The sequence below is a fragment of the Streptomyces sp. 147326 genome (genome assembly GCF_045000215.1).
GTDB lineage: Bacteria > Actinomycetota > Actinomycetes > Streptomycetales > Streptomycetaceae > Streptomyces.
In genome coordinates, this window is the sequence record NZ_CP134201.1 from 8,318,758 (window position 1) to 8,334,398 (window position 15,641).

Below are 15,641 nucleotides of genomic sequence, written 5' to 3' on the forward strand. Positions count from 1 at the left end.
GGAGGGGCGGGGTGTGCGCGGGCCGGGAGTGGTCGGATCGGGCGTGGGGCTCGGCGACTCGAAAGTGTCTTCGCTCGAACTGCTGGGCGTCGGTGAATTGTTCGGGTCGTCCAATAGATCCGGCTCGCCGCAACCGGTGAGGAGTACGGCGGCCAAGGCCATGACCGAGGCCTTTCGCGTAAACGGAAACCTCATGATTAAATCCCCCGGTTCCTCGGCGCGATCACAGCCGAAGCAAGGCTGGTAAGGCCGACGGCGACAAGGGTAGCGCTGCTTTGACTCGCGAGGAAGATTTCCCGATGAAAGGTCAAATCCGGCCCCTTGGTCGTCATTCCATGGCGGGCGGCGGCAAGGGCGGGGGCGGCACCGGTCCGCGCGGGCCTCCCCGCCCTGCGCGGTGAACCGGAACCGGCTCCGGCGTGTTCTCCGCGTCGGCCGAGCCGACGGCGGCCTTCCGGTACCAGCGCGCCACGGCGGGGTGCGTGAAGGACCAGCCGTCCCGCCCGGCCCGCAGGACGTCCGGGTCCGTCGCATCGGCGAGCAGGCCGAGCAAGACCCCCGGGTACAGACCCCACAGCGCGAACCGCGAGGTCAGGACCGCCCGCAGCCAGTGCCCGGTCACCGTGACGCCCAGCAGTACGGGCAGCAGCACCGGCAGGGCCGCGATGGCGTGCCCCAGCAGCACCACGAACATCAGAACGGGCAGGACGGCCAGTTCGGCCAGGAACCAGTGCGGCGCCGGCCGGCGCGAGGCCTGCTCGGCCAGCCAGACCGCACCCGCCAGCAGCGCCGCGGCCACGACCAGGGACAACCGTTCGGCGTCCGCATCCGGACCGACCGCCGTCGCGAGGATCAGGGCCACCCCGGCAGGGACGCTCCGCAGCAGCCACGACCGCACCCGGCCGAGGGGGTCCGTCCGCGCTGCCCTGCCGTCCAGCCGGTGCCGCAGGTACACGTACCAGCCGGCCCCGATGATCACTGCCGGGATGAGCGTGGCCGACTCGACCGGGGAGGAGGAACCGGACGCGGCGTAGGTGCTCGCGCTGTCGCCCACCTGCACGAAACCGAGGAACACCCACGACAGCAGGGACAGCAGGGCCGCCTGGACGCCGGCCCGGCGGCGGGAGGGGCGGCGCCCCCGGTACAGCACCCGCAGGTCGCCCACGGGTGCTTGCTCGTCCTGCTCCCGCCGGGCCAGCAGGTGCAGCGCCTGGTGGCGGTGCTGTTCCTGGAGCTGGTGCCCGCCGATGCCACCGTGCTGGCGGTACGGCGGGAAGGAGCCGAAGAGGTGCTGGACCAGCCGCATTTCGAGGGCTTCGACGGTGGCTCCCTCGGCCACCAGCTCGGCGGGCACGGCCCGGCCGTCGGTGTAGAGCAGTCTGGCCGCGCCGGCCAGCGTCGGGTCGGAGAGGACGGTGGCGGCCGGCAGGTCCGGCCGGTCGGCGAGCGCCGCCAGGACCGGCGCCCAGTCCTGCTCCTTCGTACGGGAGCGGGAGCTGCGCTGGATCCAGCCGTCGAGGTCGCCGACGCCCACGGGGAGCAGCCGGACGCCGGTGCTCCCGGCGATGACGGTGTCGGTCTGCTCCACGGTCCGGGTGAACTCCGCCCACCCGCTGACGAGCACGAACGGGGCCTGCTGCGGCAGTTGGTTGAAGGTGTGGAGTGCCCGGCCGCGTTGACGCAGGGTCAGACTGTCGAAGTCGTCGAGGATGGGCAGCAGCCGGTGCCGGCCGAGGAGGGTCCGGACGTCCTCGGTGGTGCAGCCGGTGAGTGCGTCGGCGATCCAGGCGAGCAGGCTGTCCGGGCCGCGCTCGGGGCGCCATCCGCGCAGCGACACCAGTACGGGCACCACGGGCGCGGAGCCCCCGCCACCGTCCGCCGTCAGCAGCCGGGTGCCCAGATGGCGCGCCAGCTGGGTCTTGCCGCTGCCGCGGTCGCCGAGGACCAGCAGGCGCCGCGTTCCGGTGAGGGCGAAGATCTCCCCGATCTGCTCGTAGTGGCCGGTGAGGTCGGCTGCGTCGGATCCGGTGTCGGTGAAGTCGGGCCCGACGGTGGTGAAGCGCAGCGGGATCGGGGCCGGATGGGCGGCGACACCCCACGGCCTGCGGTCGGGGGCGAGGGTCCGCCAGGCGTCCCGTTCCAGCGAGCTGGGCCGGGGCCCGGAGGGGGTGTCCGGCACGCGCGGCGCGGGGTCCGTACGCTCGGCCGGCGGGCGGCCCGCGGGCAGGACGAGGCGGTTCCGCTCGTACTGCGCCCGGGCACGACGGTGCCGGGCCTGCCAGAGGTCCAGGTTGGCGTCCGGATCGCAGGCGGTCACCCACGCCTTGACGAGGTCCCAGCGCGGCAGGTCCCGCCCGGTGGTGGCCGCACTGAGCGCGCCCTTGCTCCAGTGGGTGACGGCGTAGAGGTTGTCCAGGGTCAGCCCGGCCGTGGCACGGAGCTCGCGCAGTTCCTGCGCGAGCTCCGCCAGGGCCGGGACGGTGGTGTCGAGCGGCCGCTGCGGCCGCCCCCGCCGCCCCGTGCCCACGGCGCTACCGGCCGATCCGGTCGGGCCGGACGCCGCCGTCGCCACCGTCGGCGGTGATCCGGCGGCCCAACTCCAGAGCGGTGGTCGTCACCATGACGATCACGCCGAGCGCCGTACCGGGGGAGTACCCGAGCCCGCCCATGACGGCCGTCACCACGGCCACCACCACGACCACGACGATCTTCACACCGAGTGCAGAGGGGAGCCCGCAGGGGCGCGGAAAGGAAGCCGGTGAAATGACCACGAGGACAACTCCTTCGAAAGCAACGGTCCGGAGGGAGTGCATCGCGCCTGCGCGGGCCCGCAGTTGGCGCTACGGGCTGTCCGCTCCCGGCCCAGGAGGCCGCGGGCGCTCCTCAACCATGCCCGAGCGCGGCTGCGGGCAACACCACTTCTTGATAAGCGGACATGCCCGCCATTTCGGGGATGCCCGCCCTGCTGAACTTTTCCCGGGCCCGGCCCCGCGGCCGTGAACAATTCCCGCGCCCGTGAATCCCCCCAGCTCACGGCCACCCCGCCCGGCCGGAGTCGTTCACGAAGAACCAGCCGCCCTGAACAACCACTGCGCGGCGCATACTGCTCCTGCGGCGGATCCCTGAAGATTCGCCACCGCTCGCGCGGGCGCCACGGTCCGGAACACGCGCAGGCGGGGGCCGTTGGCGCGACCCCCGCCCCCTCCCCGCCCCCTCCCCGCCCTCCACCGTCCTCCAGGGTGTGCCTGTCGGATGCGGCCCCCGTTTCGGACGGACCGGAAGCGAGCCCCATCATGGTCCGGTGACGAAAACGAGCAGGAGCGTGCCGGCAGGGTTGTCCCCGTACCAGCAGGAGCTGCGGGACCGGATGCTCGCCGCCCCCGTGGTCCCGGCCCCCGTTCCCTGGAGGCCGGTCTTCGAGCCCCTCGCCCCGGTGGGCGGGCTGCTCGGCATCGGTTTCGCGGCCCACCCCGGCACCGGACACGACCTGGTGATGGTCGTCTCGAACGACGGCCACGGCCTCTTCGATTCGGTCACCGGGGAAAAGATCGCGCGCGATCGGGACCCCGACCCCGACGACAGCACGCCGGACGCGGTGCCCGACCTTTCCTGTCCGGGCCTGGGGCCGGTCGCCGGAAGCCGGGTACGCATCGCCGGGCTCCACGGCGGCGGCCTGCACAGCACCACCGCCGACGGCTGGACGCTGGAGGTAGTGAGCCCCGCCTGGCCGCATGACCGCGTACTGCTCTGCACCGACGGCGGGCTCCCGCACTCCGGCCCGCACGGCGAGAGGTGGTGGCACATCTTCCACGCCAACTACTCGGAGCTGCGGGCGGTCGGCTTCTCCCCGTCGGGGCGGACCCTCGCCGTCGCGACGAGCAGCGACCTCACCCTGTGGACCCGCTCCCTCGCCTGACCGGGCGAGACGGATGAAGCGCCGCTCACTCGGCCGCCGCCAGGCGCCGGCCCCGACTCCGCCGCTGCCGAAGCGCGGTTCGGCGCCCCGCGAGCGGGCGGTCGGCGTGCCCAGCGCTCTGCGTCGCTCATCTCCAGGGGTTGACCACCAGCGTCTACTTATCGGTAACTTCTGGGTGGCCCAGGAAAGTCGACCGAAGGAGCAGGCGCGTGCCGGACCACGACCTGAACGGCTTCACGCAGACCACGTTCACCCACGACGGCGCCACTCGCTCGGTGCTGCGCAAGGGCACGGGCCCTGCTGTGATCATCATGGCGGAGATCCCGGGCATCACCCCCAAGGTCATCGAGTTCGCCGAACACGTGGCGGCGGTCGGCTGCACCGCCGTACTCCCCGTCCTCTTCGGCGTGCCCGGCCGCGAGGCGAGTCCCGGTGCCGTCGGATGGGCGAGAACCGGCCGCGCCATAGCGTCGTCCGTGTGGCAGGTGTGCGTGAGCCGTGAGTTCACCCTGCTGGCCACGGGGCGCAGTTCGCGCGTCGTACGGTGGCTGCGCGCCCTCGCCGCCGCCGAGCACGAGCGCTGCGGCGGCCCGGGGGTCGGCGCCGTCGGCATGTGCCTGACCGGCGGGTTCGCCCTGGCCATGGCCACAGACGAACGACTCGTCGCCCCGGTGCTGTCCCAGCCCTCGCTCCCGCTGGCGTGCACCGCGAGCCGTGCCGGCGCCATCGACATCAGCCCCGAGGAGCTCGCGGTCGTCCGTGGACGCTGCGAGCGCGACGGGCTCCAGGTGCTGGGTCTGCGCTTCCGGGGTGACCGGCTGGTCCCCGGTGACCGGTTCGCGTACCTGCGGCGCGAGCTCGGTGACGCCTTCGTCGCCGTCGAGCTCGAGGACGGCGCGGCGAACCCCGCGAGCGCCCTCCCGCCGCACTCCGTCCTGACCGAACATCTCGTCGACGAGCCGGGACAGCCGACACGGCAGGCGCTCGACACCGTCCTCGACCTGTTCCGTACCCGGCTGCTCGAGGGCAAGCCCGCCTCCACGGCATGACTCACCCGGCTCGCCCCCTACGGCCGGGCCAGGCGGTCGAGGCGGTCGAGGCGGTCGCGGTGGTCCGGGGAGAGGCGGAGACGTGCCGTGCCGCGGCGACGTTCTCCTCCAGGTGGTCGATCCGTGCGGTGCCCGGGATCGGCAGGATGACCGGCGAGCGGTCGAGCAGCCATGCGAGCGCGACCTGCGCCGGGGTGGCATCGAGTTCGGCGGCGACCGAGGCCACGGCGCATGCGGCTGGGGCTGGGGCTGCCGCTGCCGCGGCGATCTGGGCCGTCGCCGTCGCTCCCGACTTCGCCGCCGACACCGCTCCCGCGACGGGTCGCCACGGCAGGAACACGATCCCCGCCGCCTCGCAGGCCGCGAGCACCGGCTCGTGTTCGCGGTGGAGCGGGCTGTACCGGTTCTGCACGCTCCAGGCCGTGCGCGCTCTCCCCTTCGGTCAGGGGGCCACGCCAACAGCGCGATCCGCGCCGCCCCTCGGTGCCGGGGCGCCCGGTCCGGCAACGCCGCAGCTCACCCCGACTTCTGATCTGCCGTCACCGCATCCATCTCCACCTCGACGAGCCACTCGGGATCGATGAAACGGGACACCTCCACGAAGGTGGTGGCGGGCCGGATCGAGGCGAACCGCTCGCCGTGCGCGCGTGCGGCCTCCTTCCACCGCGTCACGTCGGTGAGCATGATGCGGGTCCGCACGACATCCGCGAGGGACGCCCCCGCCTCCCGCAGCGCCCTCTCCGCGATGTCCAGGCACCGTACGGTCTGGGCGTGGACATCGCCGGGGCCGACGGTGGAGCCGTCGTCCCCGATGGGAGCCGTCCCGGCGACGGCGACGTACGATCCCGCCCGCACCGCGCGGGAGAACCCGATCTCCGGCTCCAGCGGCGACCCCGAGCCGACGGTCTGACGTACATGAGTCATCTCGTCATGGTGCCAGAACGGAACTGACGACAAGACACGCCCTGCGTGGACGGTGGCGGCGGGGCGGGCCGCTCGGTGGGCGCGTTGCGTAGGTCGCCGGGGCAGTGGATGGCAATCTGGTCGATACCGTCATAAACCACACGCCTTCGAAGTCTCCGCGGATGGGCGCGGACCGCCCGGCCCGTAGGCGCGGTGACGGGTCGACAGTCGGCAGGCCGCCCCGTACCCGGTCCTGCACGAGAGCAAGGAGGCTCATGCCGCACACGGATCTCTCCGCAGTCGAGGCGGACGTCAGAACCTGGTTCGACCAGTACGTGAGCACCTTCATCGGCCTGGCCGCCACCGGCCGCACCGACCCGGCGCCGCTGCTCGACTACTTCGCCGTACCGATCACCATGACCACCGATGCCGCCCACATGGTGCTCACCTCCACCGAGGCGCTCACGGCCGGACTCGCCAACGAGCTGCAGACCCTGCGGGACGCCGACTACGGAGGCAGCACGGCGCTCGACCCCCAAGTCCGCGCCCTCAACGAGCGGTCGGCCCTCGTCGAGGTGACCTGGGCGCGCAACGACAGCGGCGGACACGAGTTCCAGCGCGTACGCGTGCTGTACCTCGCGGCCAGGACGGTCGCCGGGTGGCGGACCACGGCCTCGGCGATCCTCTCGCCCTGACGGCGCCGCGCGCACTAGTCAAGTGGTTTGCATATGTCGATGACCGACGTATGGTGGAGACCTGAACCTGAAGATCCTTCCGACGGCGGGCTGCGCCTGCCCACCGCCGGGAGTTCGCCTTGCGACGGAGACGGAGTGCTCATGGCCACCAGGAAGAACCTCACCGCCAACCGGGAATCCCTCGTCCACAAGGTCCGCTACGCCGCGAGCCGCCCGAACCGCATCGCGCCGTACCTGAAGCGGGCCGCCCGTGACCGGTGGCTGGCCTTCAAGCACCCCGACCACGTGAGCTACTACCGGGCCGTCATGGCCTCGGACACGCGCCGCAACCCGGAGGCGGCCGTCGGCAGCCAGACGCACGAACGCTGGCTCGCACTGGGGCGGATGCAGTTCGACTACCTGCTCGGGCACGGCCTGAAGCCCGGATCGCGCATGCTGGACATCGGCTGCGGAAACCTCCGCGCCGGCTGGCGCTTCATCGACTACCTCGACGAGGGCCACTACTACGGCATCGACATCTCGCCGGACATCCTCATCGCGGCGAAGGGCACCCTGACGGAACGCGGGCTGCAGGCCAAGCTCCCGCACCTGACGATCACCAAGAACCTGACGCTGGACTTCCTCCCCGAGGGGCACTTCGACGTCGTCCACGCCCACAGCGTGTTCTCGCACTCACCGATCGACGTCATCGACGAGTGCCTCGCCCACGTGGGGCGCGTCCTGGCGCCCGGGGGTCACTTCGACTTCACCTTCGACCGCACCACCGGCGCCGAACACCAGGTGCTGCGCGAGGACTTCTACTACCGGACCCAAACCCTCGTCGACCTCGCCGCCCGGCACGGGCTGGCGGCACGCTTCATGGAGGACTGGGAGGAACTCGGCCACGGTCAGTCGAAGATCCGCGTCAGCGTGAACGGCCGCGACGCCTGACCGTCGAGGGCTGCCGGCTCGCTATGGCTCAGGCCCGTCCGGCCGTGCCCGGGTTCCTACGGCGCCACAGGCGCACGGCCAGGGCTGTGACCGCGAGCAGCGCGAGCCAGGGGAGCGCGGTCTCCTCGCCCACCACGCCGGCGAAGTAGCCCGTGACGAGGAAGGGAGCGGCGGCCAGGGCGAACTGGCCGCCGGTACGCACCCCCGACAGGGCCGGGCGCCCCGCCAGGACGAGCGCGGCGGACACGAGCACCGCGAAGCGCCACAGCAGGATCATGCCGAGGCCGCTCGCATCCAGCAGGGCGAGGATCACCACCGTCAGCGGGGCCCAGATCACCAGGGCCGTGAGGCCCGCGGCGCTCCTGATCCGGCGGGGCGGTCGCAGGTCCGGCGGGCAGCCGAGCGGGAGGGCGGCGACCAGCAAGGGCGGCGCCAGGTACGCCGCGTGCTCCAGCGGCATGTCCAGGGCGCCCGGCAGCACCGCGACCAGCAGGCAGGCCGCGGTTCCGGCCGCTCCGGCGAACGTCCACCGCGCCCCGGCCGCGAAGCGGCCGCTCAGCGCGACGACCGCGCCGACGAGGGTCAGCAGGTAGCAGCCGTTGATCGCGTACCCGATCGGGTCCTCGAAGTCGGGGCGCCCGGTGACGTGGGCGGTATTGAGGGTCGAGGCGAGCAGGAACGCGGCGTGCGCGCCCGTCGCGGCCAGCGCGAAGGGCGCCGCGGCCGCGAAGAGGCGGCCGCCGCGCTGCGCGGACCCCACCCGCAGGCGAAGGCGCAGCGCGTGGGCCACGATGTCGCCGGCCTCCCGCAGGCGGGCGAGCGCGCCTGCGCCCTCGGTCGCCTCCCGGTAGGCCTCGGCCATCTCGTCGCCGAAGGCGCGGCGGAAACCGGCGGGATACAGACGCAGCAGACGACGGCTCACGCCGTGGCCGTCCCGCCGGAGACGCCCAGGCGGCGGGCGGCCTCGCGCGCGGTGGCGGCGATCCGCTCCGCCTCGGCGGCCAGACTCTCCCGTCCGGCGGCCGTGAGGCCGTAGGTACGCCGGAGCCGGCTGTCGACGATCTGCTCCTCGTGGACCTCGATCAGCCCTTGCCCGAGGAGCCGCTCCAGGGCCCCGTACAGAGTGCCCGTCCGCATCTTGACGCGCCCGCCCGAGATCAACTCCACCTCGCGCGCGATCGCGTACCCGTGGCGGGGCTCGTCCGCGAGCGCGGTCAGGAGGAGGAGGGTCGGTTCCTGCATCGCACGATCACTCATGTCAGCATGGTAAGTCACCCACCGGCATATATCGCTGATGGCTATCGGCCCCCCTCGTAGCGGTCGAGAACGTCGAGAACGTCGAGAATGCCGAGGAAGGCGGTCGCGGCCGGCGTGCGGCTGGAGCGTCCCCAGATGACGTACTCCACACGGTCCGGCGCGTCGGCGACCTCGATGGTGACGACGCCGGTGAGCTGGGGTGCGTAGGCGACGGGGAGCATCGCCACGCAGAGGCCCTGAGCGACGAGCCGGGCGATGAAGTCCGCGGTGGTCACTTCGAAGGCGACGTCCCGGCCGAGACCGGCGGCCGAGAAGGCCAGGTCGGACTGGACCCGTCCGGCCGTTCCGGCCGGTAGGTCCACGAACACCTCGGACGAGAGCCGGCGAAGGTCGACCACCGGTTCGCCGGCGAGTGGATGGTCCGGCGCGACCACGGCGACGAGTCGGTCACGGGCGAGTTCGTGGGAGGCGACGCCCTGGGGCCGCGCCGTGGTCGGCAGCCCGAGGAAGGCCACGTCGACGGCTCCTTGCCTGACCTGCTCGACGAGGTCCTCGCTCGCGCCCACGCGCAGGCTGATGCGTACGTGCGGGTACCGCCGCCGGAACTCGCGCAGTGCACCGGGGACGTCGACCGCGGCGACCGTGGGGATCAGGCCCACGGCGAGCCGCCCGCGTACCTCGCCGACAGCCGCGGCGACCTCGGCGGCCGCCCGCTCGGCGGCGTCCAGACACTGACGGGCGGCCGGGAGGAACGCTTCGCCGGCGGGCGTCAGCCGCACCCGGCGGCTGGTGCGCTCGAAGAGCCTCGCGCCGAGCTCCCCTTCCAGGCGCGCGATTTGGTGACTGAGGGCGGACTGGACGACCAGACATCGTTCGGCGGCCCGGGTGAAGCTGTTCGTCTCGGCGACGGCGACGACGTAGCGCATCTGCTGGAGCTCCATGCATCCATCTTGAATCGAGATCGATGAGCTGACAAACATGTATTGGACTCATCGATCGCGCCGACTGAGACTGCGTACATGACAGCTTCAAGCCCAACTGCGAGCCCAAGCCCAAGTCCAAGTCCAAGTCCAAGCCCAAGTCCAAGTCCAAGTCCAACTCGAGGAGCTTCGAGCGGTATCCGCGGAGCCGGCACAGCCGGTCCCCATGGAAACCTGCCTCGTACCGCCCTGGCGGCCTTCGCACCTCTGGTGTGGGGCACGACGTACGTCGTCACCACCGAGCTTCTCCCGCAGGGACACCCGCTGTTCGCGGGCCTGCTGCGTGCGTTACCCGCCGGCCTGATCGCGCTCGCGATCACCCGGACACTGCCGCGCGGCGCGTGGTGGGGGAAGGCCGCCGTGCTCGGCGTGCTGAACATCGGGCTGCTCTTCCCCCTGCTGTTCGTCGCGGCCGAACGACTGCCGGGCGGTGTCGCCGCCACCGTGGCCGCGGCCCAGCCGCTCATGGTCGCCGTCCTGGCCGTGACGGTGCCGCACGAGAGCCCGTCCGCCTGGCGCCTCACCTGGGGCGTGATCGGCGTGGGAGGCGTCGGCCTGGTGGTGATCGGGCCGGATGCGGCATTCGATGCCATCGGAATCGCGGCGGGCCTTGCCGGGGCGGCCTCGATGGCGCTCGGCCTGACCCTGACCAAACGCTGGGGACGGCCCGCCGAGGCCGGTCCCACCGCCTTCGCCGGGTGGCAACTCACCGCGGGAGGCGTCTTCCTGGTGCCCGTCACCTTCCTCGTCGAGGGGGCGCCTCCCGCGATCGACGCGCCCGCCGCCCTCGGATACCTCTGGCTGGGCCTGGTCGGCGGCCTGATCGCCTACGTCTTCTGGTTCCGCGGCATCGCCACCTTGCCCGTCGCCTCGGTCGCGGTCCTCGTCCTGCTCTCGCCGCTGGTCGCCGCCTTGCTCGGTGCCGTCCTGCTCGGCCAGACACTCGGCCCGATCCAGCTCCTGGGGTTCGGCCTCGCGCTCGCCGCGATCGCCGCGACCCAGCTCCCTTCCCCCACCCGATCACGCGACCGCGTCCCCCCACCCGCACCGGAAGGGCCGACGCCCCGATGAGGACCGCCGGGGCGGCGACACGGCATGCTTCACGAGTGGGGGCTCAGGAGATCGCGTACCACTGGCTGGCCCAGCCGGTGTTGATGGTGCTCGTGGACTGCTCGGCGAGGTTCACGGCGGCCGGCAGCGAGGTCTGGCCGGTCAGGAGGGTGCTGTACCGGAGATTGGGCGGAGTCAGGCCGGCGTTGACCGAGATCCCGGCGCCCGTGGACTTCAGGGTGAGGGCGTTGGTGGCCCAGTTCCCGTTGAGGAGGAGGGCGATGAAGTAGGTCCCGGGAGCAGCGGTGAACGGCTTGCCGAGGGCCAGCGGCTTGGCGATCGCGTCGGTCATCAGCTGGGGCGAAACGTCCGGGGTGGCCGCGACCAGCTTGCCGGTGGCGTCGTACACGCCGAGGTAGCAGTTGGCCAGCTGGGCGTTCGGGTCGATGCCGGCCAGGCCCAGCCAGATGTTCGACCAGGTGATCTGCTCGCGCAGGACGATCCGTACCAGGGTGACCCGCCCGCCGACCCCGGCGGCCGACTGGGCGGTGACGTGACCCGCGTCGTTGGGGTCGCCGGTCCACGCCAAGAGGTTCTGATCCTGCGGCCGAGGCCCCTCGAACCCGGCCCCGGCCCCGGGCCCGCTGCTCTGCGGGGGCACGGTGGCCACGGAACTTGCCGCAGCGCTCGGGCTCGCGCCGGGGCTCCCTTTCGACGCGGTGCAGCCGGCCAGGACGAGCAGCGCCGCGAGCGCGGCAACGAAGCCGGTCGAGGCCGTGGTGGTGCGGGTGCGCATGGTCCCCCCATGAGGTGCGGATGTGCCGAGGTCATGATCACACGGGCCGCTGCTGCGCAACGGATCGAGCGGGGCACGTGCGTCGTGCTGACACCATGACCGGCTAGGGTCAACACCATGGCCGCCTTCACCCCTGACTCCGAGGCCGACCCCGATTTCCGCCTCGTGACGAACACTTTCGTCACGCTCTTCTGGCGCCGGAACCTGCTGGACGAGTGCACAGCGTGGCTGGACGAGCACGGCTACCAAGTCACGAGTCTGGATGCGGCCGCCTGGTCATCGAAGGGAGACCTCCTCAGAGGGATCGGCGCCGCACTGGACTTCCCCGACTACTACGGGTGCAACTTTGACGCATTCAACGACTGCTTCGGCGATGTCGCCGCTTACGCTGCTTACGGGATCGACCCGGAGGCCACCGGCCTGGTCCTGGTCTTCACCGACTTCGACGTCTTCGCCGCAGCACATCCGGAGAGCGCGCATGTCATCCTGGACATCGTTGCTGACAACGCCCGCCGGGCCGCGTTGTTCGGACGCCGTGTGATGTGTCTGGTCCACAGCTCCGATCCACAGATCGAACTCGCACCGGTCGGCGCCATGCCCATCATGTGGAACGAAGCTGAACAATCCAACGCCAGCCGACGAGCGGGCTGACTCAGGTCCTTCACTACGGCGCAGAAGCTTTAGGGACCAGCGGACCACCCTTCGACTCCGGTCGTGCTGGGTGGTCCCGAAATGTTGACCACAGCCATCCAGCTCGGCCGTAGAGCTGCCGCTCGATCTTCTTGATGCGGTTGATGGCGCCCTCGATGCTGCCGGAGCAGCGTGCTGCAGAGACGGGCGGTGAGTACCTCGCCGAAGTCGGGGCCGTGTCCGGCGGCCGCGGCGGTGCGGCGACCGGAGCCCCGCGCAAGGTGGCGATGTGCGCGCGGTGCGGCGGTCGCGTACCGAAGCACGGTGTTGAGGCGCCAGCTCGGGTGCCGGGCGATTGCCCCGCGCGAATGGCCTCGGGCAAGCAACTCGTGGACCAGGGCATGTGCGGCCTTCTTCCGCCGGGCCCGCCGGCCGGCGGGCTCCGAAGCGTCCTGCGGCCGCGCGGAAGCCGGTCGGGTGGCCTCCGGCAACATGCCGCTGGGCGACGGGTTGCGCGGGCAGTCGCGGTGGGCGGGGACGCAGGTCTCCACGGCCCGGCCGAGGCCCTGCCACAGATGGAACCGGTCGGCGACCTGCACAGCGTCGGGGCATCGCGCCGGGCACCCTCGGCGTAGGCGCCTGCCCGGTCCCAACAGAAGATCTCCACGCCGGGGTGGCGGATCAGCCAGGCGGCCAGCGGCCCGGCTTCACACGTCGGGAGCACATCGACCACGCGATGGTCTTCGACGCTGGTCAAGACGGTGGAGTAGGTCTGGCCGCGAGGTCAGCGGTTGTCGGGGCTCAGCAGCGTGGCGGCCGCGGTGATGAAGGCGACGGATGCTTCCTTGGCCGCACGCCGCCGGGCGTCCAGCTCGGTCCGGTCGATGGCCTTGCGCAGCGCGTACGTGGCATCTGCGGCCTGCTGGGCCGGGCCGGCCAGCTCGGGGACCAGGACCTGAAGGCGGATGTGGGGCGCAGTGATCGCCGCCCGGGTGTCGTGGGACCTCGTCTGGGCCTCCAGCTGGTGCTCGGTGCCAGCCTCGGTCAGGGCCAGACGCTCCCGATGGAACATCGCCGAGCGGTGCGCGTCCAGGGCGGCCGCAAAGTCGGTGACGGCGCCGAGCTGGTCCTGGCGGTAGCCGTCGGCGCGCTCCTCGGCGCGTGCGGTGCGTGCCGAACGGTGCTGGAGGAGTCCGGCGGTCAGGGCACCGGCGAGGGTACCGAGTACGGCAACGATCGAAGGCCATAGGGACATCAGGTGGTGGTCCTCTCGGGCAGTCAGTTTCGGTGGTGAGGTCGGCGGTCAGCGAGGTGCGCGGCGGTGCCTTCGGTGGCGGGGTTACGCCTGCGGCGCTCCGGACCTACCTGCGGTCAGTTGGGGCTGAGGTCAGGGATGAGGAGTCCGGGGCCATGAGCACTTGCTCCGAGCCGGCCGGCACACGAAGGAGCCGGGCTGGGCGAGGGACGGCTGTGCGGCATCCGGAGCGCAGCGTCGTCATACCGCACCGAGGCGGCGGAATCCATGTGGAGCGCGAGGGAACAAGGACGAGAGAATGTGTGACTGCAGCTCTCCATCGAGGGAGGACGCGAGGAATTGCGTGCAGGATGCGGAGAAATGCTCCCATCGGCCGCCGCGAGCCTCGTTCACCATGACGGTCCATTGGTCCGGCTCAAGCCCTGGCCGAACAAGCCAGTAGAGGCATTCTCCGTTGTCCGTGGTCGCCCATGGGATGACCCGGGAACCTTCGACCTCCAGTTCCGCCGGCTTCTTCTCGAATTCCCACAGGTCCTCCAGGTCCTCGTACTGGTGCTCTGCCCATTTGATGAGGTCGTAGTGCCCGTTGGGGCAGCCGGGCTCCAGGACGTACAGATAGTCGTCCCAGTTACATCCTCCGTAGACGTGAATGAGTTCCTTGTAGTCGGCGGGAAGTTCAATCCCAAGCCTGCGCTCGACCTCGCTCCAATCCTTCTTACGGGGCGCGCTCGGCGGTGCGGCGATTTCGAGGAGACGTGTAAGGGCGTTGGCCATGGCTGGGGTCCTGTTTCGTCGTCGGGGGGGATTCCGGCGCGTTGTCCCGCCGGACCCGGGGCGGGAACGGCCCGGAGGGGGCAGGCCCTGGTGCCTGCCGCTGGCCGACCAGGTCCTGCTGGTGGCCGTCCACTACCGCACGAACCTCACCATGCGGCAGCTCGCTCCGCTCTTCGGGGTCTCCCCGGCCACTGTCTGCCGGGTCATCCAACGCCTGCGTCCGCTGCTGGCGCTGGAGCCGGCCCCACGGCCGGTCGCCGAGGTAGACCGGCTATGGATCGTGGACGGAACCTTGATCCCCGTCCGTACCGCACCGTCGGCGCCTCGTCAAGGAACTACCGCTTCTCGGCGAACGTGCAGGTCATCATCGACGCCGACAGCTGCCTGGTCGTCGCGAGCGCCCGGCCGGCGCCGGGGAACAAGGCTGATGCCCACGCCTGGCGGGAGTCCGACCTGCCAGCCACGGCGGCCGGGACGACGGTCATCGCGGACGGCGCCTACCTCGGTACCGGGCTGATCGTCCCGCACCGCAGAAGGCCCGGCCGTCCCCTCCTGCGCGGGCAGGAGGAGGACAACGCCGAACACCGCCGGGTGCGGGCCCGCGTCGAGCACGTCTTCGCCCGCATGAAGACCTGGAAGATCCTCCGCGACTGCCGTCTCAAGGGCGACGGGGTCCGACACGCCATGCTCGGCATCGCCCGACTGCACAACCTCGCTCTCACCGGATAGCTTCTGCCACATACGAGACCTGAGAGGTCCCCGGGAGACGGCTCCCCCCTCGCAGTCTCGGAGGAGAATCAGGCGAGGCAGAACTCGTTGCCCTCGATGTCCTGCATCGTGATGCACGACTCGTTGACGCCATCGGCGCGCTGCGTCAGCACGTGTTTCGCGCCGAGCGCCATCAGCCGTGCGCATTCGGCCTCGAGTGTAGCCAGGCGCTCGTCACCCACGAGCCCTGTGCCGACCCGCACATCAAGATGCACCCGGTTCTTGACGACCTTGCCTTCGGGAACTCGCTGGAAGAGCACGCGCGGGCCCACACCCGAGGGATCAGTGCACGCGAAGTAGACCTCGTCCTCAGGCGGCAGCGAGCGGTGGTACTCCTCCCACGTGGCAAAGCCCTCCTGGACTGTCGGTACGACGTACCCCAGCACCTCGCACCAGAAGGCGGCGAGGCGCGCAGGTTCCGCGCAGTCGAAGGTCACTTGGAACTGCTTGATCGTTGACATCGGCGCACGATAACAGGGGCCCTGCTCATCTCCCCGGGCGGGTGGATCCACACGTTGCCGGGAGGACGGCCCCTGCCGTCCGCTGCAGTGTCGTGCGGTCACAGGGGTGAACCGAGGGCGGCGCCTCTTCCAAAGGGTGGGACCCAGGATCCGATCTCAGCCGACCACTCTCGTGCC

Annotated in this window: 16 protein-coding genes and 2 pseudogenes; 7 read left to right on the plus strand and 11 right to left on the minus strand. The window is 71.3% G+C overall.

Annotated elements, in window-relative coordinates; translation table 11 throughout:
* Nucleotides 1-328: 328 nt before the first annotated feature.
* Both RIU97_RS38390 and RIU97_RS38395 read right to left on the minus strand, forming a co-directional pair.
* Nucleotides 329-2,527 carry a helix-turn-helix domain-containing protein gene (locus RIU97_RS38390; protein WP_404962102.1) on the minus strand — a complete coding sequence of 733 codons (2,199 nt, stop codon included), beginning with the start codon at nucleotides 2,525-2,527 and terminating at the stop codon, nucleotides 329-331.
* 4 nt (nucleotides 2,528-2,531) lie between these two features.
* Nucleotides 2,532-2,771, minus strand: coding sequence for a hypothetical protein (locus RIU97_RS38395; RefSeq protein ID WP_404962103.1), 240 nt, complete (start codon nucleotides 2,769-2,771; stop codon nucleotides 2,532-2,534).
* 596 nt (nucleotides 2,772-3,367) lie between these two features.
* On the opposite strand from RIU97_RS38395, the gene RIU97_RS38400 reads away from it, so the two are divergent.
* Nucleotides 3,368-3,916, plus strand: coding sequence for a hypothetical protein (locus RIU97_RS38400; RefSeq protein WP_404963087.1), 549 nt, complete (start codon nucleotides 3,368-3,370; stop codon nucleotides 3,914-3,916).
* A 209-nt stretch (nucleotides 3,917-4,125) separates the two neighbouring features.
* Entirely contained in the window at nucleotides 4,126-4,965 is an 840-nt protein-coding gene (locus tag RIU97_RS38405; RefSeq protein ID WP_404962104.1) for a dienelactone hydrolase family protein, read from the plus strand.
* A 17-nt stretch (nucleotides 4,966-4,982) separates the two neighbouring features.
* On the opposite strand, the pseudogene RIU97_RS38410 reads toward RIU97_RS38405, so the two are convergent.
* Nucleotides 4,983-5,380 (minus strand): annotated as a pseudogene (locus RIU97_RS38410) (aldo/keto reductase); the annotation flags it as partial.
* Nucleotides 5,381-5,481: 101 nt separating this feature from the next.
* Entirely contained in the window at nucleotides 5,482-5,889 is a 408-nt protein-coding gene (locus RIU97_RS38415; RefSeq protein ID WP_404962105.1) for a RidA family protein, read from the minus strand.
* Nucleotides 5,890-6,143: 254 nt separating this feature from the next.
* Here RIU97_RS38415 and RIU97_RS38420 point away from each other — a divergent pair, with 254 nt between their 5' ends.
* Nucleotides 6,144-6,563 (plus strand): hypothetical protein, encoded by a 420-nt coding sequence (locus RIU97_RS38420; protein WP_404962106.1) that lies wholly within the window; start codon nucleotides 6,144-6,146, stop codon nucleotides 6,561-6,563.
* 141 nt (nucleotides 6,564-6,704) lie between these two features.
* Nucleotides 6,705-7,493, plus strand: coding sequence for a class I SAM-dependent methyltransferase (locus tag RIU97_RS38425; protein ID WP_404962107.1), 789 nt, complete (start codon nucleotides 6,705-6,707; stop codon nucleotides 7,491-7,493).
* Nucleotides 7,494-7,521: 28 nt separating this feature from the next.
* Here the strand turns inward: RIU97_RS38425 and RIU97_RS38430 are convergent, their stop codons facing one another.
* From RIU97_RS38430 to RIU97_RS38440, 3 genes are read right to left on the minus strand one after another with little or no spacing between them, the layout of a single operon-like run.
* Complete coding sequence (locus RIU97_RS38430; protein ID WP_404962108.1) at nucleotides 7,522-8,415, minus strand: hypothetical protein; 894 nt, start codon at nucleotides 8,413-8,415, stop codon at nucleotides 7,522-7,524.
* Nucleotides 8,412-8,750, minus strand: coding sequence for a PadR family transcriptional regulator (locus RIU97_RS38435; protein WP_404962109.1), 339 nt, complete (start codon nucleotides 8,748-8,750; stop codon nucleotides 8,412-8,414). Before RIU97_RS38435 ends, RIU97_RS38430 begins: the two co-directional genes overlap by 4 nt.
* A 41-nt stretch (nucleotides 8,751-8,791) precedes the next feature.
* The gene (locus tag RIU97_RS38440; protein WP_404962110.1) at nucleotides 8,792-9,691 is read right to left on the minus strand and encodes a LysR family transcriptional regulator; all 900 of its coding nucleotides are present in this window, start codon (nucleotides 9,689-9,691) and stop codon (nucleotides 8,792-8,794) included.
* A 78-nt stretch (nucleotides 9,692-9,769) separates the two neighbouring features.
* On the opposite strand from RIU97_RS38440, the gene RIU97_RS38445 reads away from it, so the two are divergent.
* Nucleotides 9,770-10,801, plus strand: coding sequence for an EamA family transporter (locus RIU97_RS38445; RefSeq protein ID WP_404962111.1), 1,032 nt, complete (start codon nucleotides 9,770-9,772; stop codon nucleotides 10,799-10,801).
* Between the two features lie 43 nt (nucleotides 10,802-10,844).
* On the opposite strand, the gene RIU97_RS38450 is transcribed toward RIU97_RS38445, so the two are convergent.
* The gene (locus RIU97_RS38450) at nucleotides 10,845-11,576 is read right to left on the minus strand and encodes a hypothetical protein (RefSeq protein ID WP_404962112.1); all 732 of its coding nucleotides are present in this window, start codon (nucleotides 11,574-11,576) and stop codon (nucleotides 10,845-10,847) included.
* A 117-nt stretch (nucleotides 11,577-11,693) separates the two neighbouring features.
* Here RIU97_RS38450 and RIU97_RS38455 point away from each other — a divergent pair, with 117 nt between their 5' ends.
* Nucleotides 11,694-12,227: a barstar family protein gene (locus RIU97_RS38455; protein ID WP_404962113.1), complete on the plus strand. Its 534-nt coding sequence runs from the start codon at nucleotides 11,694-11,696 to the stop codon at nucleotides 12,225-12,227.
* Between the two features lie 763 nt (nucleotides 12,228-12,990).
* Here RIU97_RS38455 and RIU97_RS38460 read toward each other — a convergent pair.
* Nucleotides 12,991-13,461, minus strand: coding sequence for a hypothetical protein (locus RIU97_RS38460; RefSeq protein WP_404962114.1), 471 nt, complete (start codon nucleotides 13,459-13,461; stop codon nucleotides 12,991-12,993).
* 240 nt (nucleotides 13,462-13,701) lie between these two features.
* Nucleotides 13,702-14,235, minus strand: coding sequence for an SMI1/KNR4 family protein (locus RIU97_RS38465; protein ID WP_404962115.1), 534 nt, complete (start codon nucleotides 14,233-14,235; stop codon nucleotides 13,702-13,704).
* On the opposite strand from RIU97_RS38465, the pseudogene RIU97_RS38470 reads away from it, so the two are divergent.
* Nucleotides 14,234-14,964, plus strand: a pseudogene (locus RIU97_RS38470) (transposase). The gene RIU97_RS38465 and the pseudogene RIU97_RS38470 overlap by 2 nt on opposite strands.
* 68 nt (nucleotides 14,965-15,032) lie before the next feature.
* Here the strand turns inward: RIU97_RS38470 and RIU97_RS38475 are convergent.
* On the minus strand, nucleotides 15,033-15,464 hold the full coding sequence (locus tag RIU97_RS38475) for a VOC family protein (protein ID WP_404962116.1): 432 nt from the start codon (nucleotides 15,462-15,464) through the stop codon (nucleotides 15,033-15,035).
* Between the last annotated feature and the right edge of the window lie 177 nt (nucleotides 15,465-15,641).